Source organism: Methylobacterium sp. A54F (assembly GCF_053346035.1).
Window position 1 is genome coordinate 1 of record NZ_JBKFBF010000013.1, and the last position, 13,919, is coordinate 13,919.

The 13,919-nt window shown below is 70.9% G+C and carries 15 protein-coding genes; 4 read left to right on the forward strand and 11 right to left on the reverse strand.

What is annotated here, in order from left to right; translation table 11 throughout:
• From ACLBXP_RS19770 to ACLBXP_RS19805, 8 genes are all read right to left on the reverse strand, one after another.
• On the reverse strand, positions 1-256 hold a 256-nt coding region (locus tag ACLBXP_RS19770; RefSeq protein WP_447669500.1), incomplete at its 3' end, for a translation initiation factor IF-2 associated domain-containing protein.
• Positions 257-269: 13 nt separating this feature from the next.
• Positions 270-1,052: an RNA-binding protein gene (locus ACLBXP_RS19775; RefSeq protein WP_447669501.1), complete on the reverse strand. Its 783-nt coding sequence runs from the start codon at positions 1,050-1,052 to the stop codon at positions 270-272.
• An 11-nt stretch (positions 1,053-1,063) separates the two neighbouring features.
• Entirely contained in the window at positions 1,064-2,683 is a 1,620-nt protein-coding gene (gene nusA / locus ACLBXP_RS19780) for a transcription termination factor NusA (RefSeq protein ID WP_447669502.1), read from the reverse strand.
• 64 nt (positions 2,684-2,747) lie between these two features.
• Positions 2,748-3,527 carry a ribosome maturation factor RimP gene (gene rimP / locus ACLBXP_RS19785; RefSeq protein ID WP_447669503.1) on the reverse strand — a complete coding sequence of 260 codons (780 nt, stop codon included), beginning with the start codon at positions 3,525-3,527 and terminating at the stop codon, positions 2,748-2,750.
• A 216-nt stretch (positions 3,528-3,743) separates the two neighbouring features.
• Positions 3,744-3,887 carry a hypothetical protein gene (locus ACLBXP_RS19790; RefSeq protein ID WP_447669504.1) on the reverse strand — a complete coding sequence of 48 codons (144 nt, stop codon included), beginning with the start codon at positions 3,885-3,887 and terminating at the stop codon, positions 3,744-3,746.
• 223 nt (positions 3,888-4,110) lie between these two features.
• Entirely contained in the window at positions 4,111-5,145 is a 1,035-nt protein-coding gene (locus tag ACLBXP_RS19795; protein ID WP_447669505.1) for an aspartate-semialdehyde dehydrogenase, read from the reverse strand.
• 262 nt (positions 5,146-5,407) lie between these two features.
• Positions 5,408-6,106, reverse strand: coding sequence for a hypothetical protein (locus ACLBXP_RS19800; protein WP_447669506.1), 699 nt, complete (start codon positions 6,104-6,106; stop codon positions 5,408-5,410).
• Between the two features lie 16 nt (positions 6,107-6,122).
• Entirely contained in the window at positions 6,123-7,205 is a 1,083-nt protein-coding gene (locus ACLBXP_RS19805) for a hypothetical protein (protein WP_447669507.1), read from the reverse strand.
• 269 nt (positions 7,206-7,474) lie between these two features.
• Between ACLBXP_RS19805 and ACLBXP_RS19810 the strand changes: the two genes are divergently transcribed.
• Complete coding sequence (locus ACLBXP_RS19810) at positions 7,475-8,380, forward strand: hypothetical protein (protein ID WP_447669508.1); 906 nt, start codon at positions 7,475-7,477, stop codon at positions 8,378-8,380.
• Between the two features lie 141 nt (positions 8,381-8,521).
• The gene (locus tag ACLBXP_RS19815; RefSeq protein ID WP_447669509.1) at positions 8,522-8,935 is read left to right on the forward strand and encodes a hypothetical protein; all 414 of its coding nucleotides are present in this window, start codon (positions 8,522-8,524) and stop codon (positions 8,933-8,935) included.
• Between the two features lie 63 nt (positions 8,936-8,998).
• On the opposite strand, the gene leuB is transcribed toward ACLBXP_RS19815, so the two are convergent.
• Both leuB and ACLBXP_RS19825 read right to left on the reverse strand, forming a co-directional pair.
• Positions 8,999-10,108 (reverse strand): 3-isopropylmalate dehydrogenase, encoded by a 1,110-nt coding sequence (leuB, locus tag ACLBXP_RS19820; RefSeq protein WP_447669510.1) that lies wholly within the window; start codon positions 10,106-10,108, stop codon positions 8,999-9,001.
• 85 nt (positions 10,109-10,193) lie between these two features.
• Positions 10,194-11,168 (reverse strand): polyprenyl synthetase family protein, encoded by a 975-nt coding sequence (locus ACLBXP_RS19825; RefSeq protein WP_447669511.1) that lies wholly within the window; start codon positions 11,166-11,168, stop codon positions 10,194-10,196.
• Positions 11,169-11,280: 112 nt separating this feature from the next.
• On the opposite strand from ACLBXP_RS19825, the gene mtgA reads away from it, so the two are divergent.
• The gene (gene mtgA, locus ACLBXP_RS19830; protein WP_447669641.1) at positions 11,281-11,982 is read left to right on the forward strand and encodes a monofunctional biosynthetic peptidoglycan transglycosylase; all 702 of its coding nucleotides are present in this window, start codon (positions 11,281-11,283) and stop codon (positions 11,980-11,982) included.
• 55 nt (positions 11,983-12,037) lie between these two features.
• The gene (locus ACLBXP_RS19835; protein WP_447669512.1) at positions 12,038-12,628 is read left to right on the forward strand and encodes a hypothetical protein; all 591 of its coding nucleotides are present in this window, start codon (positions 12,038-12,040) and stop codon (positions 12,626-12,628) included.
• 49 nt (positions 12,629-12,677) lie between these two features.
• On the opposite strand, the gene ACLBXP_RS19840 is transcribed toward ACLBXP_RS19835, so the two are convergent.
• Positions 12,678-13,919: an argininosuccinate synthase gene (locus ACLBXP_RS19840; RefSeq protein WP_447669513.1), complete on the reverse strand. Its 1,242-nt coding sequence runs from the start codon at positions 13,917-13,919 to the stop codon at positions 12,678-12,680.

Below are 13,919 nucleotides of genomic sequence, written 5' to 3' on the forward strand. Positions count from 1 at the left end.
TGCGCAGCGCCGCGGCCGGACGGGGGGCAGCGGCGGGCGCCGCGGGCCGGGGTGCCGGCGCGGCCTCGCGCGGGGCGGGCGTGCCGGGCGCGGCACCGATGACGCGGCGCTTGACCGTCTCGACCACGACCTGCTTGGAGCGGCCATGGGAGAAGCTCTGACGCACGGTGCCCTGCTCGATCGGCCGCTTGAGGGAGAGCGGCTTCGCGGGAGCCTTCGTCAGAGTCTTGTCGCCCGGGTTGTTCGTATCGCTCATTCAGCCTGAACCCTTAAGGGTTTCCATCGTCCCAAGGACCGGCAACCTCCGGGGCGCCGGCCAGATCCGTCACAGCGTCGTCATGCAAATCGAAGGCGGTCTCGCCATCGCGGGCGGAACCGGGCTCCTCAACCGCGCCGGCCTCGCCCTCGAAGGAACGTAGCCGACGCCAACGCGTCAGGCAGCCGGATGACCCGACTCCTGCGACGAGCGCAGCGTGTATCACATGATCCCGACCGAAGGCCATGTCCAAATCGTCCTCGGACAGGTCGTCGATGATCGGTATGGTGGATATGGCGGCCCCGTACCGCCGATGCAATGCCTGGCCGAGCTTTCGCCGCCCGTCCGGGCTGGCGCCGCGCGCATGCACGAGCGCCGCGACCCCGTTGCCGATCGTCGATTCCACCTTGCCGAAGCCGGTGACGACGCAGCCCGCCTTGTTGGCGAGGGCGAGCGCCTGGCGCAGATCCTCCCGGAGCGCGTCCGCGATGCGGTCGGGGAGATCGGCATCCGCGCTCGCACCCTTCGCCCGGAAGGCGCGCTGGAACAGGCGGCGTCGCACCGCCTCGGCGACCGCCTCGCGGCGGGCGCTCACCCAGGCGCCGCGTCCCGGCAGGCGGGCGCGGAGATCCGCGACCACGTGCCCCTCGGGACCCAGCACGAACCGGATCATCCCGTCCGGATCGCCGGTGCTGCGGGTGACGATGCAGGTGCGCTCGGGCCGGCGACGGCCGCGCGGCGGCCCGGCATCGAGCACGAGGCCCGGCCCGTCGTCCGCCTCTCCGGCCGCCGTCATCCGGGGTTCCCTCAGCTCGCCTGGGCCTCGGTCTCGGCCGCCTCACCCTCGGCCTCGCCCTCGGCGGGCGCCTCCTCGGGCAACGCCTCGATCCAGCCGGCGTGCAGGCGCGCGGCCATGATCAGGGCCTCGGCCTCGGCGCGGGAGAGCTCGAAACCGTCGAGGTAGCCGGCGTGGCGGACGGCGTCGGGCCCGCGTCCCTCGGTGTAGCCGACGAGGTCGTCGGTGGCGCAGCCGGCGAGGTCCTCGATCGACTTCACGTCGTTCTCGCCGAAGGCGACGAGCATCGGCGTCGTGACGCCTTCGATCTCCCGCAGCTCGTCGGCGACGCCGAGTTCGGTGCGGCGGGCATCGTATTCCTGCTCGATGCGGGCGAGGTGGTCCTGCGCGCGGGCCTGGATCTCGGCGCCGGTCTCCTCGTCGAGGCCCTGGATGTTGCCGAGTTCCTGCGGCTCGACGTAGGCGATCTCCTCGACGTTGCGAAAGCCCTCCGCGGCCAGCAGCTGGCCCACCGTCTCGTCGACGTCGAGGGCCTCCATGAAGATCTGCGTGCGCTCGGCGAACTCCTTCTGGCGCCGCTCCGACTCCTCGGCCTCGGTGAGGATGTCGATGTCCCAGCCCGTGAGCTGCGAGGCGAGGCGCACGTTCTGGCCGCGCCGGCCGATGGCCAGCGAGAGCTGGTCGTCGGGCACCACCACCTCGATGCGGTCGGCCTCCTCGTCGAGCACCACCTTCACGACCTCGGCCGGTTGGAGGGCGTTGACGATGAAGGTCGCCTGGTCCTCGGACCAGGGGATGATGTCGATCTTCTCGCCCTGCAGCTCGCCGACCACGGCCTGCACGCGGGAGCCCCGCATGCCGACGCAGGCGCCGACCGGGTCAATCGAGCCGTCGCGGGAGATCACCGCGATCTTGGCGCGGGAGCCCGGGTCGCGGGCGACCGCCTTCACCTCGACGATGCCGTCGTAGATCTCGGGCACCTCCTGGCCGAAGAGCTTGGCCATGAACTGCGGGTGCGAGCGGGACAGGAAGATCTGCGGGCCGCGCACCTCGCGGCGCACGTCGAACAGGTAGGAGCGGATGCGGTCGCCGGGCCGGAAGGTCTCGCGCGGGATCATCTCGTCGCGCCGCACGATGCCCTCGCCGCGGCCGAGGTCGACGATGACGTTGCCGTACTCGACCCGCTTCACGAGGCCGTTCACGATCTCGCCGATGCGGTCCTTGTACTCGTCGTACTGGCGGTCGCGCTCGGCGTCGCGCACCTTCTGCACGATGACCTGCTTGGCCGACTGCGCGGCGACGCGGCCGAAGTCGAAGGGCGGCAGCGTGTCCGAGATGGTGTCGCCGACCTGGGCGGCCGGGTTGTAGCGCCGGGCCTGATCGACCGTGACCTCGCGGGCGTCGTTCTCCACCTGCTCCACCACCAGGAGGTGGCGGGAGAGGCGCAGCGCGCCGGTCTTCGGGTCGATCTCGGCGTGGACGTCGGTCTCGGCGCCGTAGCGGGAGCGCGCGGCCTTGGCGATGGCCTCCTCCATCGCGTCGATCACGATGGAACGGTCGATCACCTTCTCGCGGGCGACCGCGTCCGCGATCTGCAGGAGTTCGAGCCTGTTGGCGCTGACGACGGCCATCGGTGCGGTTCCTTCTCTGTCGAGTTCGTCCGGTCCCCGCGCAGGCGCGCAGGACGCGATTCCATCAGTGGAGCGTGTCGCGGTCCTTGAGGCGGGCCGCCTTGCTGGAAGAGGTCTTCTGGGGCCGCTCGGCAGTCCGCGGCGCGGCGGCCTTCCCGTCGTCCTTGCGAGGTTTGTCGTCCCTGCGGGGCTTGGCGGCCTTGCCGGCGCCCGGCTTCGGCCGCTGCGGCATGGGCGCGAGGCGCGGCGCGTCGGCCTCCGCCTCGTCGTCCTCGGCATCGTCCTCGTCCTGCGCCGGCCCCGTGCCGCGGCGGAGCGACTCGCGAATCAGGTCGTCGGTGAGCACGAGGTGGGCCTCGCCGAGGTCGGCGAGCGGCAGGTCGATCCGGCTCGGCAGCCCCGGCTTCACGTCCGGCAGGTCGATCGGCACGGTGGCGCCGTCCGGGCTCGGCACCCCGAGGATCCCGCGGAAGCGCTTGCGGCCCTCCAGGGGCACGGCGAGCTCCACCTTGGCCTCGTAGCCGGCCCAGCGCTCGAAATCCGAGACCCGCACCAGCGGGCGGTCGATGCCCGGCGAGGAGATCTCGAGGTAGTAGGCAGTGCCGACGGGATCGTCGAGGTCGAGGAGCGGCGAGATCGCCCGGCTCACGGCCTCGCACTCGTCGATCGACATGGTGCCGTCCGGCCGCTCGGCCATGATCTGCACGGTGCAGCCGCTCGCGGTGGAGACCTTCACGCGCACGAGTCGGAAGCCCAGGCCCTCGATGGCGCCCTCGATGGCCCGCGCGACGCGGGCCGCCACGCCGGTCTCGGTGGTCAGACGCTTCTCGGATGTCTCCGCCATGCTGTGCGCTCAAGGATTCGACGGCTGCTCGGTCGATTCTGGCGGCGGGGCGTCGCGGCAATAAAAAAGAGCGGACCCCGGGGGGCCCACTCCGAACCGCAGCCTCACGACTGCAACCAGAACTGTTGCAGCGGATATACGCCGAAATCCCGCGACTTCAAGTGTTTTCCCTTATGCCGCGGCGGCCCCGCGGGCTGGCCGCGCGAGACCCGGATCTCAACGCGCGGACGCGTAGAACGCGACCGGCGGCGTCGGGTGCTCCGCCCGGTCGGTGAGGATCACGGCCAGGATCCAGGCCGTGACGAGGACGAGCAGCGCGCCCTCGCGCGGGCTGAGGCGTCGCTTCTTCGGTTCGGACATCGGCGGGCAGCCCCTCGGCTTGCGGAGGGCAGCCTTGTGAGGGACGATCGTTTCCAGATTATGTGGGAATTCTACCCACGCGAAGCTCGAACTGATTTCGATCGGACCGGATGGCCTGATCCGAGGAGCGGCAGCGCATGCCGGCACGGCCAACGAAAAACGCCGCCCCGCTCGAGGCGGGGCGGCGTCGATCCATGTCAGTCGATCGGCGCGAGCCTGGGCGTCAGGCCGCCTGCTTGGCCTTGTTCAACAGCTTGCGGTTGATCAACACCTCGGCGATCTGCACCGCATTCAGTGCCGCGCCCTTGCGCAGGTTGTCGGAGACGCACCAGAAGGCGAGGCCGTTCTCCACGGTCGCGTCCTCGCGGATGCGGGAGACGTAGGTCGCATCCTCGCCGGCCGCCTCGTGGGGCGTGACGTAGCCGCCGGGCTCGCGCTTGTCGACGACGAGGACGCCCGGCGCCGCGCGCAGGATCTCGGTGGCCTGCTCGGGGCTCAGCGGACGCTCGAACTCGACGTTCACCGATTCCGCATGCCCGATGAAGACCGGCACGCGCACGGCGGTGGCCGTGAGCTTGATCTTCGGGTCGAGCATCTTCTTGGTCTCGGCGACCATCTTCCACTCTTCCTTCGTGTAGCCATCCTCCATGAACACGTCGATGTGGGGGATGACGTTGAAGGCGATGCGCTTCGTGAACTTCTCGACCTTGACCTCGCCGGCGGTGAACACCGAGCGGGTCTGGTTGAACAGCTCGTCCATGGCGTCCTTGCCGGCGCCGGAGACGGACTGGTAGGTGGAGACGACGACGCGCCGGATCGTCGCCGCGTCGTGCAGGGGCTTCAAGGCCACCACGAGCTGCGCCGTCGAGCAGTTGGGGTTCGCGATGATGTTCTTCTTCGTGAAGCCCGTCACCGCGTCGGCATTCACCTCCGGCACGATCAGCGGCACGTCCGAGTCGTAGCGGAAGGCCGAGGAGTTATCGATCACCACGCAGCCGGTCTGGCCGATGCGCGGGCTCCACTCCTTGGAGGCCTCGCCGCCGGCCGACATCAGGCAGATGTCGGTGTCGGAGAAGTCGTAGGTGTCGAGGGCTTTGACCTTCAGGATCTTGTCGCCGAAGGAGACCTCCTGGCCCTGGCTGCGGCGCGAGGCGAGCGCCACGACCTCGTCGGCCGGGAACGCGCGCTCGGCCAGAATGTCGAGCATCTCGCGGCCCACGTTGCCCGTGGCACCGACGACGGCGACCTTGTAACCCATCTTTCCAACTCCGCTCGGGGCTTCGGCCCCGGCACGCGCCGGGGGCCGTCCCGCCTGCCGGCCGCACCCGGGGGCCCTGCTTCCGGGGTCACGCTTCGGACGGCCAACGCCTGCGCGCCGCCTCACGCAACGCGCGCCGGGCCTCGCGGCCCGCGCGGAGCAAGAGACCGCGGCTCACGCCCTGTCAAGGCCGTCCGGGCGACGCGGGGCGCCGATCGGCCCGCGCGCGAGCCCGGATTCCGCCGCCGAGTCGCCGGCTCCGTCAGCCCGTCTCGAACGGGAAGGGCGAGGGCTGCCAGTACGGCTCCAGCACGCTGCCGCGCACGTTCTCCGCCTCCCAGTCGTGCAGCAGCCGCGCCAGGGCCGCGCGGTCGCCCGACATCAGCGGATCGGCGAGTGCACGCATGCGCTCGAAAAGCTGTTGGTCGCCCCGGAACACGTTCTGGTTCGGCACGCAGGGGGCAACCTGTTCCCGCCAGATCGTCTGCGCAGCCTCGAGGTCACCGACGGCGATCGCGGTGGCGATATGCCAGTCCGGCCACTGACACATCATGCGCCGCTCGCAGGCGCGGACGTAGGCGATTCCTTCGCGGACCCCGGTCACCGCTCGCAGTTCCGGGAGCAGGTGGTTCTCGACGCAGTTAAGAAACGCCTCCACGACAGCCGGATCAGTCCATTTCCATGTACGGAACCCGGCCGGGTTCGGGTTATAGTCGGACCGATGACAGCGCGTGACCGCACGTGAGAGCCCGTACATAGGAATATGCTCAGGAAGATAGAGCTGCCTCATGAACGCCTGAACGTCGAACATCTCCTTGAATCCGCACCGATCGATGAGGATGGTCATCGCCTCGTGCCTGACCGGCGTGATCCAGAGAACGTTGCTGGATAGGAGCGCCAAGTCCGGGTGACGCTCCAGAAGGGGTTTGACGAGATTCCTGATCTGTCTGGCGGTGGTCATGAGCTGAACCTCGGTTTCACCGCGGCTTCACTTGGATGATGATGACGCGTAGAGTTCCGATGAAGTGTTGGCCGGCTGCCACGACGAGTTCGAGCGCACGCCCCGGAGACAATTGTGCGTTACCTGTCTTGAAATCGTAGACACAGACCGTCCGCTTCTGATTGTTCTCGAACACGTCGAGCCGCACGGACCCCGCCTGATTTCTCGTTGCCAAAGGGCCGGTCCGCTCAAGGGACAACTCCGCCAGCAGATTCGGATCCTTCAAGGCTTTGATCATCTCCTCGGCTCTGTAGTGCATCAGGTCGCCGAAGCGCTTTCCCGTCGCCTGGGGGAAGAGCCTGCGGATGTCGGCGGCCGCGGTATCGCCGATCGCCTGTACGTCGCCGTTCCTCGGGCAGGCCGCGTCGAGCTGTTTCTGGGTCAGGACCCCGACCCAGACCACGGGATGCGCCGCCGGAGTGGTTCCGACCCTGTATTCCTGTGCCGTCAGGCCGATCACGGTGCCGAAGCCGCTCCGCCGTGCGGACAGCACGGAGAAGAGCAGTGCGCCGAGTTCGATGGTCCGGACGACCGCCGTAGCGGCCGGAAGAAAGGCGGATTGCGGAAACGCCTCGGCCACGGGCCCGACATCCGTCCAGGTGCTGCGCCCGAGGATCTCGCCCGTGGCACCGTGGCGGATGGTCTGGGTGTCGCCCGACGTCTCGAAGACCCGGCTCTCACCGTCCGGACTCGTGACGGTGTGCTCCTCGTCGCCGACCCGTGGCCCGGCATGGATCCGGATCGTGAGGACCTCGGTCCCGTCCCCGAGGAGCGTCCGCTCGCGACTTCGATCCTTGGCGGCCGGCTCATCCTGAGCCGCAAGGGAGGACCATCGGGTTGGGCCGAGCTGCGCAGGATCGACCGTCGCCCCGCTGCCCGCACTATCCTCGGAGACCCATTGGCCGCCGTTCGGCTGACCCGCCGGCGCACGCGGCTGGCCGGGATCGTACTTGCGCGTGAGGATGTGCCGCAGCCGTAGGACTTTCATCTCCAGGGTCAGGCCGGCGATCAGCCCGCGCAGCGCTTCGACTTCGGTCCCGATCTGTCGCCCACCCGCCATCGCACCCGCCCGAATCGCCTTCAATCAAGCGATGATACATGAACATAACAGGAACAAAAAGTATAAATTCCTTTTATGGGAACAATTGGAGCGTCCGGGGGTGCGTCGGTCGCGTCGACCCCGGCAACGCCCGATTCACCCCATGGCGGGAAAGGCGCCCCGCGGGTCCGAGCCTCAACGCTTTCGGAGGGTCCCGGCACTCAGGATGGACCGCGATGCAACGATCCGCGGGCCGCCGGGACCGTACGCCAGCCGGAGAGGGGAGCACGATGCGGGAACGCCGCGAACCGACCTTCGGGGCTCCGGCCTCCGCGCCGCGAGCGATCCCGGTCGAGGTCCTGCCTGAGCCGACGGCCCCGCCGCTGCGGCGACCGCTCGTCGGCTTCGCCGCCCGCGCCCTCGCGGCGATTGCGGTGATCGCGGCCCTGAGCCTGTTCGCCCGCGGCACGATCGAGCGGCACCCGCCGGTCCGCGCGGCGGAGGCGCCGCAGACCCGCGAGACCACCCTGACGGTCGCCTTCGTGCCGGCGGCGGCCCAGGCGGCGCGGCCCGCCGTCCCGGCGGATCCCGCGGGCGCCCGCTTCACCCTCGACGATCCGGACGCCCTCGATCCGGTGCGGGCCGAACCGGGACGGCTCAACCCGGGGACCGGCCTGCGCGAGGACGCCCTCGCCCGCGGCGACTTTCTCGCGATCGAAGCGCCGGCGCTCCGCCTGACAGTCACGCAGGGGATCACGGCGGAGCCGGCCCCGAGCCTCTTCGTCACCCTGGCGCGCCGGGCCGCGGACGGGCCGGGCCTGTCGGTGATCCGCACGGGCGAGCGGGGCCGGATCGCCACGAAGTTCGGCGCGGTCGAGACCCTGGAGGCGACGCTGGCCGGGGCCGTCCGGCGCACGTGCACGGGCTTCGTCAGCCTGGAGGCCGCCCCCGTGCGCCTCGACGGCTGGCTCTGCGCACCCCTCGGCCTGCCCCCGGAGCCGCGGGCGCTCGCCTGCGTCCTCGACGCGCTCGTCCTCGAAGGCCATCCGGACCCCGCCACCGAGGCGGTGTTCCGGGAGGCGAAGGTCCGGCGCGACCCGGCCTGCCGGCCCGCCGCCCAGCCCGCCGCGAGGCTCGCGGAACGCGGCGGACAGACCGGCTCGATCGGTCAGGTGCGCTCGCGCACGAAAAAATGAGGCACAAATGGGGCGAAATGTGCAAGCTGCGCCGTAGAGGCTGGAACAACGGCTCAGCTGGCACGTCTACTCAGCAACGGGGCACCCGGGTTTCTTAACGTTTGGGTGCCAGCCTCCACACCGGCTTAACCAAGGTCCGTCATGCGCTCCTTCAAGATCGCCCTCCTGGGCGCCCTCGCCGTCACCGGCCTCGGCCTGAGCACCGCCGCGGATGCGCAGGACGGCTACTACGCCCCGAACGGCTACGTCCGCGTCAGCCGCCCGCTGCCGATCCGCATCCGCCCCCGCAGCTGGCTCGACGCCGGCAACGTCGTCGAGGCGAACAACGGCTCGGTCTCGAACCCGGCCACGAACCCGCAGTTCATCGCGCAGGCGAACATCCTGAGCCCGCCCTACGGCCGCAACGACCGCTTCGGCGGCGGCATCCTGCCCGACCCGATCACCAACGGCCCGTTCATCGGCGCCCGCTCGAGCGCGATCCGCAACGTCGACCTCTCGGCCTTCGACGCGATCGACCCGACCTCCTACGTGGCCCGCTACGGCAACCCGTACTGAGCCGCACCCACCGTACCCCGTCCGAAGGGCGTCCCGGTCTCCGCCGGGGCGCCCTTCGCCGTTTCAGGCGGCCCGGCTGCGCAGGGCGCCCGCGATCGCCTCGGCCATGGCGCGGGTGCCGACCGCGGTCTCGCCCGCCTGCGCGATGTCGGCCGTGCGGGTGCCGGCCGCGAGGGTCTCGGTGATCGCCCGGTCGAGGAGATCGGCCGCCTCGCCGAGGCCGAAGGAGTAGCGCAGGCACATCGCCAGCGAGCCGATCATCGCGAGCGGGTTGGCAAGGTCGCGCCCGGCGATGTCGGGCGCCGAGCCATGCACGGGCTCGTAGAGGGCCTTGCGCGCGCCCCGGTCGTCGACGGCGCCGAGGGAGGCCGAGGGCAGCATGCCGAGCGAGCCGGTCAGCATGGCGGCCACGTCCGAGAGCACGTCGCCGAACAGGTTGTCGGTCACCAGCACGTCGAACTGCTTGGGCTGGCGCACAAGCTGCATGGCGCAGTTGTCGGCGAGCACGTGCTCCAGCTCCACGTCGGCGTAGTGCTGGCCGTGCACCTGCGTGACGACCTCCTTCCAGAGGACGCCGGACTTCATGACGTTGTGCTTCTCGGCCGAGGCCACCCGGTTCGAGCGCTTGCGGGCGAGGTCGAAGGCGACGTGGGCGATCCGCTCGATCTCGCCCGTGGTGTAGACCTGCGTGTCCACGGCGCGCTTCGAGCCGTCCGCGAGCGTCGTGATCTCCTTCGGCTCGCCGAAGTAGACGCCGCCGGTGAGCTCGCGCACGATCATGATGTCGAGCCCCTCGACGAGCTCGCGCTTGAGCGCCGAGGCCTCGGCAAGCGCCGGGTAGCAGATCGCCGGGCGCAGGTTCGCGAACAGGCCGAGATCCTTGCGCAGGCGGAGCAGCCCGGCCTCGGGGCGGCTGTCGTAGGCGACGCCGCTCCACTTCGGCCCGCCGACGGCGCCGAGCAGGATCGCGTCGGCCGCGTCCGCCCGGGCGAGGGCCGCGTCGGTCAGCGGCGTGCCGTGCGCGTCGAGGGACGACCCGCCGACGAGGTCGGTCTCGGTCTCGAACTGCGCGAGCCCGGTCTCCCACAGGGCCGCCACCACCGTCTCGACGCCCGCCATCACCTCGGGGCCGATGCCGTCGCCGGGCAGGAGGAGAAGCTTGTAGGTGGCCATGGCGGAGCTCGCTCGATCGGGGAGAATCCGGCGGCTGTACGAGCGGTGCGAGGGCGTTGCAAGCGGGGCGCGAGCGGCCCCAGCTTTACGCCTTGCGGGCCACCGTGAAGCGCGCGGCCTCCCGCAGGGTCCGGGCGCGCTCGCCCCAGCGCGACACGGCCTCGTCGCAGACGCCGACGAGGCGGTCGCACTCGGCCCTTGCTCCGTCGAGGCCGAGGCGGTCGACGAGGGTCGCCTTGCCGGCGTCCTTGTCCTTGCCGGTGGCCTTGCCCATCGCCTCCGGGGAGGCCTCGCGGTCGAGGATGTCGTCGGCGATCTGGAAGGCCTGGCCGAGGGCGAGGCCGTAGCGCAGCAGCGCCGCGCGCTCGTCGGCGCTCGCGCCGCCCACGATGGCGCCGGCCTCGACCGAGAAGGCCAGGATCGCGCCGGTCTTCATGGCCTGCATCCGCAGGGTGTCGTCCACGCCGAGATCCACGGGACCGAAGCGCCCCTCCGCCCCGAGGTCGAGGAGCTGGCCGCCGACCATGCCGCCGAGGCCCGAGGCGCGGGCGAGGCCGAGGACGAGGTCGGCGCGGATCGCGGGGTCCGGCTGCCAGGCGGGATCCGCCAGGATCTCAAAGGCGAGCGTCTGCAGCGCGTCGCCGACGAGGATCGCGGTCGCCTCGTCGTAGGCCTTGTGGACGGTGGGCTTGCCGCGGCGCATGTCGTCGTCGTCCATGGCCGGCATGTCGTCGTGGACGAGGGAGTAGCAATGGACGAGCTCGATGCCCGCGCCCGCCGCGAGGGCGCCGGCCTCGGCGCCCCCGAGCATCCGGGCGGTCTCGACGGCCAGGAACGGGCGCAGGCGCTTGCCGCCGCCGAGCACCGCGTGGCGCATGGCCTCCATCAGCCGGGGCGGCCGGGCGATCTCGCCGGTCCGGGTCTCGGGCCCGAGCTGCTCGACCAGGAACGCCTCGACGGTGTCGGCGACCGCGCCAAGCTTGTGGGAAAACGCCTCGGCGGCGCCGTCGGCCTTGACCGGAGCAGCGGCGGCCTGCGTTGAGGACGGGAAAGCGGTCATCGATACTCAAGCCCTGGTGGGGAATGGAAGCGCCGCGGTGGGGCACGCCGAACGCGAAGCCGAGACGGACGCGGTGACGGACCGCGCGGAGGGACGGGGCGCCCGCGACCTCGTGCCGATCCGGCGCGGCGGACGGGGGCGGCGCTGGGGGCCGCGGCGGATCGCCGGGCTCGTCCTCCTCCTCCCCGTCATCGGTCTCGTCCTGCTCGTCGCGCTCGCGCTCGTCTATAGCGCGGTGACGCCGCCCTCAACCCTGATGCTCGGGCGATGGTTGACGCTCCAGCCCGTGGACCGGCGGGCGGTGCCCTTGGAGGCGATCGCGCCGAGCCTCGTCCAGGCGGTGATCGCCTCGGAGGACCAGCGCTTCTGCGCCCATCGGGGGGTCGACTGGGGCGCCCTGCGGGACGTGGTCGACGACGAGGAGGGTCCGAGCCGCGGCGCCTCGACCATCACCATGCAGACGGCCAAGAACGTCTTCCTGTGGCCGGGCCGGTCCTACCTGCGCAAGGCCCTGGAGATCCCGCTGGCGCTCGTCATCGACGCGCTCTGGGGCAAGCGGCGGGTGATGGAGGTCTACCTCAACGTCGCCGAGTGGGGGGAGGGAGTGTTCGGCGCGGAGGCCGCCGCCCGGCACTGGTTCGGCAAGGCGGCCCGGGACCTGACCCGCGGCGAGGCGGCGCTGCTGGCCGCGAGCCTCCCGAACCCGATCCGGCGCAGCGCTGGCCGGCCCTCCCGCGGCGTGCGGGCGATCGCCGCCCGCATCGCGCGCCGGATGCCCCAGGTGGAAGGCCTCACCGGTTGCGTCCGGCGCTGAGGCGCGCGGCTGCGAAATCGGTTAGAGACCCGCCGGAGGCCAGCCGGAGACCCCCATGAGCGCGCAGGACATCGACGTCACCCTGGAGCGGATCGCCCTGATCCGCCGGCTGGTGATCGCCTGGAATCCGGCGGGTGCCGGCGCGCCGATCGTGCATCCGGACGCCCCCTACGGCAGCGCGGCCTGGGACGAGGACATCGCCAACGTCACCGGGGACGACGAGGGGGCCGCCGAGGAGCACCGCGCGGTCGGGGAGGCGCTGCGGGCCTTCGTGCGCCACGCGGTGCTGAAGCCCGGCCGCTTCAGCTATCACAACCCGCTGGAGAAGCTCGATCTCAGCAGGTTCACCGACGTCTTCCGGGATCATGAGACGGGCCGGTCCCCGGCTCAGATCACCTTCGACGTGACGGAGGAGCACCTGCGGCTCATCCGGCACCTCGCGATCGGCTGGGACGAGGCCCTGGCCGTCCCGGCCGTCGACACCGACCGGCCCTACGGCGGGCACGCCGGCCTCACGGACACGATCGCCGGCCTCCTGGGCCGGCCCGCGAACGCTGAGGGCCTCGCAGCCCTCCACCCCGAGCTGCAGCCGGCGCTGCAGATCTTCCTACGCTACGCCGACATCGCGCCGGGCGCCTACGCCTGAGCGCGCGGGTGCCGCCCGGGAGCCTCGGCCCCGGGCGGAGACGGAAGGCTCAGGCCCCGAGCTTCCGGCGGCGCTGCGCCAGGGTGCGCAGGCGCAGGGCGTTGAGCTTGATGAAGCCCGCCGCGTCGCGGTGGTCGTAGGCCACCGCGCCCTCCTCGAAGGTGACGAGGTCCTGGTCGTAGAGGGAGTTCGGGCTCTCACGGCCGATCACGTGGACGCCGCCCTTGTAGAGCTTGAGCCGCACCGTGCCGGTGACGTGCTCCTGGCTCTTGTCGATGAGCGCCTGCAGCATCTCGCGCTCCGGCGAGAACCAGAAGCCGTTGTAGATCAGCTCCGCGTATTGCGGCATCAGCGCATCCTTGAGGTGCGCGGCGCCCCGGTCGAGGGTGATCGACTCGATCGCCCGGTGGGCCGGCAGCAGGATGGTGCCGCCGGGCGTCTCGTACATGCCGCGGCTCTTCATGCCGACGAACCGGTTCTCGACGAGGTCGAGCCGGCCGATGCCGTTGGCCCGCCCCAGCTCGTTCAGGCGCGCAAGCAGCGCGGCCGGCGACAGCGCCTGCCCGTCGATCGAGACCGCGTCGCCCCGCTCGAAGCCGATGCTGACGACCGTCGCCTCGTCCGGCGCCTCCTCGGGGGAGAGGGTGCGGGAAAAGACGTAGTCCGGGACCTCGACCGCCGGGTCCTCCAGCACCTTGCCCTCCGAGGAGGCGTGCAGGAGGTTGGCGTCCACCGAGAAGGGGCTCTCGCCGCGCTTGTCCTTGGCGATCGGGATCTGGTGAGCCTCCGCGAAGGCGATCAGCTGCTCGCGGGAGCGCAGGTCCCACTCGCGCCAGGGCGCGATCACGGTGACGTCGGGCTTGAGGGCGTAGTAGCCGAGCTCGAACCGGACCTGGTCGTTGCCCTTGCCGGTGGCGCCGTGGCAGACCGCGTCCGCCCCGACCGCTTCGGCGATCTCGATCTGCTTCTTGGCGATGAGCGGCCGCGCGATCGAGGTGCCGAGGAGGTAGACGCCCTCGTAGACGGCGTTGGCGCGGAACATCGGGAACACGTAGTCCCGCACGAACTCCTCGCGCAGGTCCTCGATGAAGATGTTCTCGGGCCGGATGCCGAGGAGTTCCGCCTTGGCCCGAGCCGGCTCCAGCTCCTCGCCCTGGCCGAGATCCGCCGTGAAGGTCACGACCTCGCAGCCGTAGGTGGTCTGCAGCCACTTCAGGATGATCGAGGTGTCCAGGCCGCCCGAATAGGCGAGCACGACCTTCTTGACGGGCTTCTGGCTTGAGTCTGGCAT